The 6,077-nt window shown below is 63.2% G+C and carries 5 protein-coding genes; 4 read left to right on the top strand and 1 reads right to left on the bottom strand.

Annotated features, from left to right (window positions below; translation table 11 throughout):
- On the top strand, nucleotides 1–383 hold a 383-nt coding region (locus AB4Y86_RS09790; protein WP_441402050.1), incomplete at its 5' end, for an MmyB family transcriptional regulator.
- 134 nt (nucleotides 384–517) lie between these two features.
- Here AB4Y86_RS09790 and AB4Y86_RS09785 read toward each other — a convergent pair.
- Nucleotides 518–1,582: an LLM class flavin-dependent oxidoreductase gene (locus AB4Y86_RS09785; RefSeq protein WP_441402049.1), complete on the bottom strand. Its 1,065-nt coding sequence runs from the start codon at nucleotides 1,580–1,582 to the stop codon at nucleotides 518–520.
- A 441-nt stretch (nucleotides 1,583–2,023) separates the two neighbouring features.
- Here AB4Y86_RS09785 and AB4Y86_RS09780 point away from each other — a divergent pair, with 441 nt between their 5' ends.
- From AB4Y86_RS09780 to AB4Y86_RS09770, 3 genes are all read left to right on the top strand, one after another.
- On the top strand, nucleotides 2,024–3,802 hold the full coding sequence (locus AB4Y86_RS09780) for an ABC transporter family substrate-binding protein (protein WP_441402048.1): 1,779 nt from the start codon (nucleotides 2,024–2,026) through the stop codon (nucleotides 3,800–3,802).
- 182 nt (nucleotides 3,803–3,984) lie between these two features.
- Nucleotides 3,985–5,526, top strand: a complete 1,542-nt coding sequence (locus AB4Y86_RS09775) for an ABC transporter permease (protein WP_441402047.1) — start codon at nucleotides 3,985–3,987, stop codon at nucleotides 5,524–5,526.
- Nucleotides 5,523–6,077: ABC transporter permease (locus AB4Y86_RS09770; protein ID WP_441402046.1), on the top strand; the 555-nt coding region annotated here is incomplete at its 3' end. The genes AB4Y86_RS09775 and AB4Y86_RS09770, both read left to right, overlap by 4 nt.

Below are 6,077 nucleotides of genomic sequence, written 5' to 3'. Positions count from 1 at the left end.
GGTTCTATCCTGACTGGGAGCTTTTCGCTGAGATGTGCGTGGCGATCATGCGGACCGAAGCCGGCCGAGATCCCCACGACAAAGGCCTCCAGGACCTCGTCGGTGAGCTGTCCACGCGCAGCGATGTGTTCCGGCACCTCTGGGGCGCCCATGACGTCCGGACCCACGGGTCCGGCACAAAACGATTCAACCACCCGGTGGTTGGCGAACTCACTCTTGCCTATGAAGAACTCATCATCACCGCCGACCCAGGCTGCGTCCTCATGATCTACACTGCCGAACCCGGCTCGCCCAGCGCCGAGCGACTCAAGCTACTGGCCAGCTGGGCGGCTACAGGATCCATCGGTCACAACGACAGAGCGGGCAGCAGCTATCGTCCTTGATAGCCGTGAGGTGTCGGCCCCGAGCCCGGCAATGCGGGCTAGGCCCTAAGCCCATGGCCCGTCTCTAGCGTGCGCGGGTGTTTGAGCTGCGTGCCGCTTTAACGGGTAGGCCGAATCCCGCTGAGTGAGCGTCGTTACGAGGTGCGTCCCAGGTGCTCGACTCCGGCCGGGGCCCAGCCCAGGGCCGGACCCAGGTTCGTGGCGATGTCGGTGAGGATTTGGACGTAGTCCTCATGGTCGAAGCTGAACGGCAACGCGAAGGCGACCTCGTCGACTTCCTGGAACCCTGCGTGCGCGTGCAGCTGCGCGGCAATCTGATCGCTGGTGCCGATCAGGTCGGCGGCGAAGAGCATCCCTTTTGGCCCCTGCGGCGACAGCGTACGGGGAGTGCGTTCGTCAACGTAGCGTTGGTACTTTTCGCGCTGTTTCGGTGACGCCGAATCGGTCGGGATCACCACCAGGCCCTGCGAGACCCGGGCTGCTCCGTGTGCTTGAGCTGACTTTGCTGCGGCTTCCCGATAGGCGCGGATTTGTGATTGCTGGATTTGGGCAAAAGCCGGTTCCTGGCCGGCTTCGGCGAAGACCACACTGCTGGAGAGCAGATTGAATCCGTTTTCCCCGGCCCAGATGGCCGACTTCTTGCTGGCCGCCCCATACCAAAGACGTCCTCGCAGCCCCGAAGAGTGCGGTTCGACGCGGTTGGAGAATTCCTCCACGACGCCCTGCTTGCCGGAGAATTGCCGGACCGGTTCCCCGGCAATGAAGCGCGCGAGCCGCTCCACTCGGGCGTAGCTGAAATCCTCCAGCTCGGCGGAGTCCGGGTACAGCTCGTGCTTCACCGTGTCGTAGTGCATCGGTTCACCTACGCTCAGGCCCGGATTGATTCGTCCGCCTGCCAGCAGATCCACGGTGGCCAGGTCCTCGGCCAGGCGCAGCGGGTTTTCCCAGCCCATCGGCGTCACGGCGGTTCCTAGCTCGATCCGGGAGGTGCGCTGGCTGGCCGCAGCCATGACCGCGATGGGGGAGGAGATCCCGAACTGCAAATGGCGGTGGCGCAGCCATGCGCTGTCGAATCCGAGCCGCTCGCCCAGTTCGATTACCTGCAATGTCGATTCGTGCCCCGCAGCTGGGTCCGCCGGATCGAACAAACCGATAGCGAGGAATCCAAGCTTGCGTAGCGGGCGGGAGGAATCGGGCATGGGCTTCCTTCAGGGATCGGGCACGGTTGATTCCCATGGTAGGCGCGGGATCAATGGTTTCCACCGGCCATGGCGGGAAGTTACCCGGCAAGACGGTTCCCCGGGAAAGCGGCCGTTCGTGCGCTGGCAGCCGGGAGCGGTAATGGCCGATTAACTCGAAAAGCGCCGATTCATATGAATCGTGGGTTTTTCCGTTTTCGTCCCTATCCCGTAGTTCCGTATCCGTCAACGAATTTCGACAAGATTTTACATACGGGGCCGTCAATTGTTGCAGCTCGATAACGAACGTTATCTGCGGTCAACTTTCATGCTGTTCCGCGTCGCTCTGGGTTTACGCTTCATGCCATGTGAGACGGACCACACTGCCGCTGGGGGAGTGTGGACGTCTGCCTGGCGCCAACGGTGCCGGTCTCATCCACACCACAGAAACAAGGAGGCGGAATGCGCTTCGGTCGTATTTCCAAAGCAGTGGGGGTCGCGGCGGCAGCTGCACTCGCACTGAGTGCCTGCGCGGGCGGCGGCGGCGGGACAACCCCGTCGACTGCTGCGGCAGCCAAGACAGGCGGATCGGCAACGGTCGTCGAGGTGAACGCATTCAACACGTTCAACCCGAACACCGCAGACGGCAACACTGACATCAACTCGAAGATCAGCTACGCCACCCACTCCGGGTTCTACTACATCGATAACAAGCTGAACGTTGTACGCAACGAGAAGTTTGGCAAGATGGAAAAGACCTCTGACAACCCGCTGACGGTCAAGTACACCATCAACGACGGCGTCAAGTGGTCCGACGGGACCCCCGTCACCGCCGCCGACCTCCTCCTGCAGTGGGCCGCCTTCTCCGGCTACTACAACGACGCCGACGCAGACGCCAAGACCGGAACGTCCTACTTCTCCTATGCCGGCGACCCGACCGGCATCGCGCTTACCGACTTCCCGGAAATGGGCGCGGACGGCCGTTCCATGACCATCAAGTACTCCAAGCCCTTCGCCGACTGGGAAATCGCCCTCGGCGGTCCCGGCGTCGACATCCCGGCCCACGTGCTCGCCAAGAAAGCCGGACTGGCTGATACCAAGGCCTTCGTGGACCTGCTCAAGGGCACGCCTCGCGGCGACTCGAAGGCCCCGAAGCCGGCAAATGCCCAGCTGAAGATCATGTCCGACATGTGGAACACCGGTTTTGACACCAAGACCCTGCCGGCAGACCCGAGTCTCTACCTGTCCAACGGTCCCTTCATCGTCAAGAGCGTCAACCAGGACCAGTCCCTGACCATGGTCAAGAACAAGGACTACAACTGGGGCCCGGCAGCAAACCTGGATGAGATCACCGTCCGCTACATCGGTGAGGCTCCCGCTCAGGTCCAGGCGTTGAAGAACGGCGAAGCAGACATCATCGCACCGCAGGCTTCCGCCGACACGGTGGACCAGCTGAAGGCGCTCCAGAGCCAGGGTGTCACTGTCGACGTGGGCAACCAGCTCGCCTATGACCACCTCGACCTGAACTACAGCGGACCGTTCGCCGACAAGAACGTGCGCGATGCGTTCATGAAGGTTGTTCCGCGCCAGGATATCGTCGACAAGATCGTCAAGAAGCTTGACCCGAAGGCGGCCCCGCTGGATTCCCAGCTGTTCGTCCCGGACCAGGCTTCGTACGCCGATTCGGTGAAGAACAACGGCTCCTCGGCCTACAAGGCTGCAGACGTCGACGGTGCCAAGAAGCTGCTTAACGGTGCCACTCCCGAAGTCCGCATCATGTACAACAAGGACAACCCCAACCGCGTTGACGCCTTCTCCCTGATCCGCGAGTCCGCCACCAAGGCCGGCTTCAAGATCGTCGACGGCGGCCTCGGCAAGTCTGACTGGGGCAAGGCCCTGGGCAAGGGTGGCTACGACGCCACCATCTTCGGCTGGAGCAACTCGGGTGTGGGCGTCTCCGGCGTCCCGCAGATCTTCAAGACCGGCAACGACTCCAACTTCAACAAGTTCTCCGATCCCGAAGCTGACAAGCTGATGGACGAACTGATTGTCACCACCGACAAGAGCAAGCAGGACAGCCTGGTCGAGCAGATCGACAAGAAGATCTGGGATTCCAGCTACGGCCTGCCGCTGTTCCAGTCGGTCGGCGTGGACGCCTACAGCGACCGCATCACCGGCGTGAAGTACATGCCGAACCAGACCGGTGTCTGGTGGAACTTCTGGGAGTGGGCTCAGAAGTAGCCGACGACCGCAAGTAGTACTTGCTAGCTAAAGGCGTCGGGACCACGGCTCTACGGTCCCGACGCCTTTCTAGCGGCACCACCCGACGATGGCTTGGCCGCCACCGAATCCCCGCGGCACCCGGCCGAACTCTGCGACCGGTCCTGGCAATCCCTGGGCCCGAATACCGAGGTTCTTCTTCAATGGTGACTTACATAGTCCGGCGGCTTATGACAGCAGCCCTCATTCTTCTCGGCGCCTCCTTCCTGGTGTATCTCCTGACAGCGGCGTCCGGAGACCCCCTGGAGGAATTCCGCGCCAACAACTCGCCACAAAAACAGGCGTTGATGGACTCGCGCACCCAGCTCCTTCAACTCGACGTCCCCGCCCCTGTCCGCTACTTCAAGTGGCTCGGGGGCGCGGCCCAGTGCCTCATTCCGTTCGCCAACTCCTGTGACCTCGGCAAGAACATCGCCGGCCAGCCCGTCACCGACGCGCTGGGCCATGCGCTCATCCAGACCCTGACGCTGGTCACCGGCGCCACAGTGCTGGCCATCCTGATCGGCATCACGCTGGGCATCATCACCGCCCTGCGCCAGTACAGCACCTTGGACTACGGCGTGACGTTCATGGCCTTCCTGTTCTTCTCGCTGCCGATCTTCTGGGTCGCCGTCCTGCTCAAGGAATTCGGCGCCATCGGCTTCAACAACTTCCTGCGGAGCCCGGACGTGCCGTTGCCAGTGGCACTGGCGATCGGCGTCGGGCTGGGCATCGTGGCTGCCGTCGCCTCCGGTGGCGCTCCGAAGCGGCGCCTGACCGCCGGCGGTGTCGTGTTCGCATTCGTGAGCGCGGTGCTGATCTACTTCTCCGCCACCGAGTGGTTCAAGACGCCGGGCCTCGGCCCGGTCGTCATCGCCATCGCGGGTGTCGGCATCGCCTTCGCCGTCACCCTGCTGTCGGCCGGACTGAAGAACCGCAAGGCGCTGCAGTCGGCGCTGATCGCCGTCGGCGTCGGCGTGGTCCTGTACTTCCTGGTCCAGCCGCTGCTCAATGAGGCGACCTTCCTGATGATCGTGCTGCTGGCCGTTGCCGCCATCGCAGTGGGCCTGGGGATCGGTTACGTGATGGGCGGCTACGACCGCGGCCAGTCCATGCGTGCCGCAGCCATCACGTCCTTCCTGGTCGGATTTATGATCCTGCTGGACCGCTTCATGCAGGCCTGGCCGAGCTACTTCAACAACAGCCGGGTCCGGGGCCGGCCGATTGCGACCATCGGGGCCAGCACGCCGAACATCGACGGCGATTTCTGGGTTCTCGGCCTGGACTCGTTCACCCACCTGATCCTGCCGACGATGGCCCTGATCCTGATCTCCCTGGCCAGCTACACGCGCTTCACCCGGGCCTCGATGCTGGAAATCATGAACATGGACTACATCCGGACCGCGCGCGCCAAGGGCGTCTCGGAGCGCACCGTCGTGATGCGGCACGCCTTCCGCAACGCGCTGATTCCGATCGCCACCATCGTGGCCTTCGATATCGGCGGCCTGATCGGCGGCGCGGTCATCACCGAATCGGTCTTCTCCGTCCGGGGCATGGGTTTCCTCTTCCTTGACGGCATCTCCCACATCGACCCCAACCCGGTGATGGGCGTCTTCGTCTGTGTGGCCATCACTGCCATGGGTTTCAACCTCGTTGCGGACCTCGCCTACTCCGCACTTGATCCGCGCGTAAGGGTAAAAGCATGAGCCAGCCAAGCCAGCAGGATGAAATTATGGCCGAGGACGCCGTGTTGAACGGTGCCCCGGCGGCCGGCATCGAGCCCGTCCTCAAGTCCAAGGGCCTGAGCCAGGGCCAGATTGTCCGCAAGCGCTTCCTCGGGCACTCCGGCGCGATCATCGGGCTCGTGGTTTTTGCCCTGATCTTCCTCCTCGCCTTCACCTCGGTGGGCTACCTGGGCATCCCGGGCTGGTGGAAATACAACCACGAGCAGGTATCGTCGCTGGTCAACGACGGCGCACCCACCTCCTCGCTCTGGCCGCTGGCCTGGGGCGAGCACCCCTTCGGCCAGGACCGGATCGGCCGCGACCTGTTCGCGATGACCATGCGCGGCGCGCAGCAGTCCATCACCGTCATGGTCGTGATCGGTCTCATCGCCGGGCTGATCGGCGTTGTGGTCGGCGCCATCTCCGGGTACTTCCGCGGCTGGTCCGAGGCCATCCTGATGCGCCTCACCGACGTCATCATCATCATTCCCGCACTGCTGTTGGCCGCGGTCATGGCCCAGATGGCAGGACGG

Origin of the sequence: Arthrobacter sp. 2YAF22_2, assembly GCF_052114645.1 — a bacterium.
Classification (GTDB): domain Bacteria; phylum Actinomycetota; class Actinomycetes; order Actinomycetales; family Micrococcaceae; genus Arthrobacter.
This window is presented reverse-complemented; position numbering and strand designations above follow the sequence as displayed.

What these genes read in the sequence shown, in the direction of transcription:
- AB4Y86_RS09780 (WP_441402048.1), top strand. Translation starts at nt 2,024, where the DNA reads ATGCGCTTCGGTCGTATTTCCAAAGCAGTGGGGGTCGCGGCGGCAGCT.
- AB4Y86_RS09785 (WP_441402049.1), bottom strand. Translation starts at nt 1,582, where the DNA reads ATGCCCGATTCCTCCCGCCCGCTACGCAAGCTTGGATTCCTCGCTATC.
- AB4Y86_RS09775 (WP_441402047.1), top strand. Translation starts at nt 3,985, where the DNA reads ATGGTGACTTACATAGTCCGGCGGCTTATGACAGCAGCCCTCATTCTT.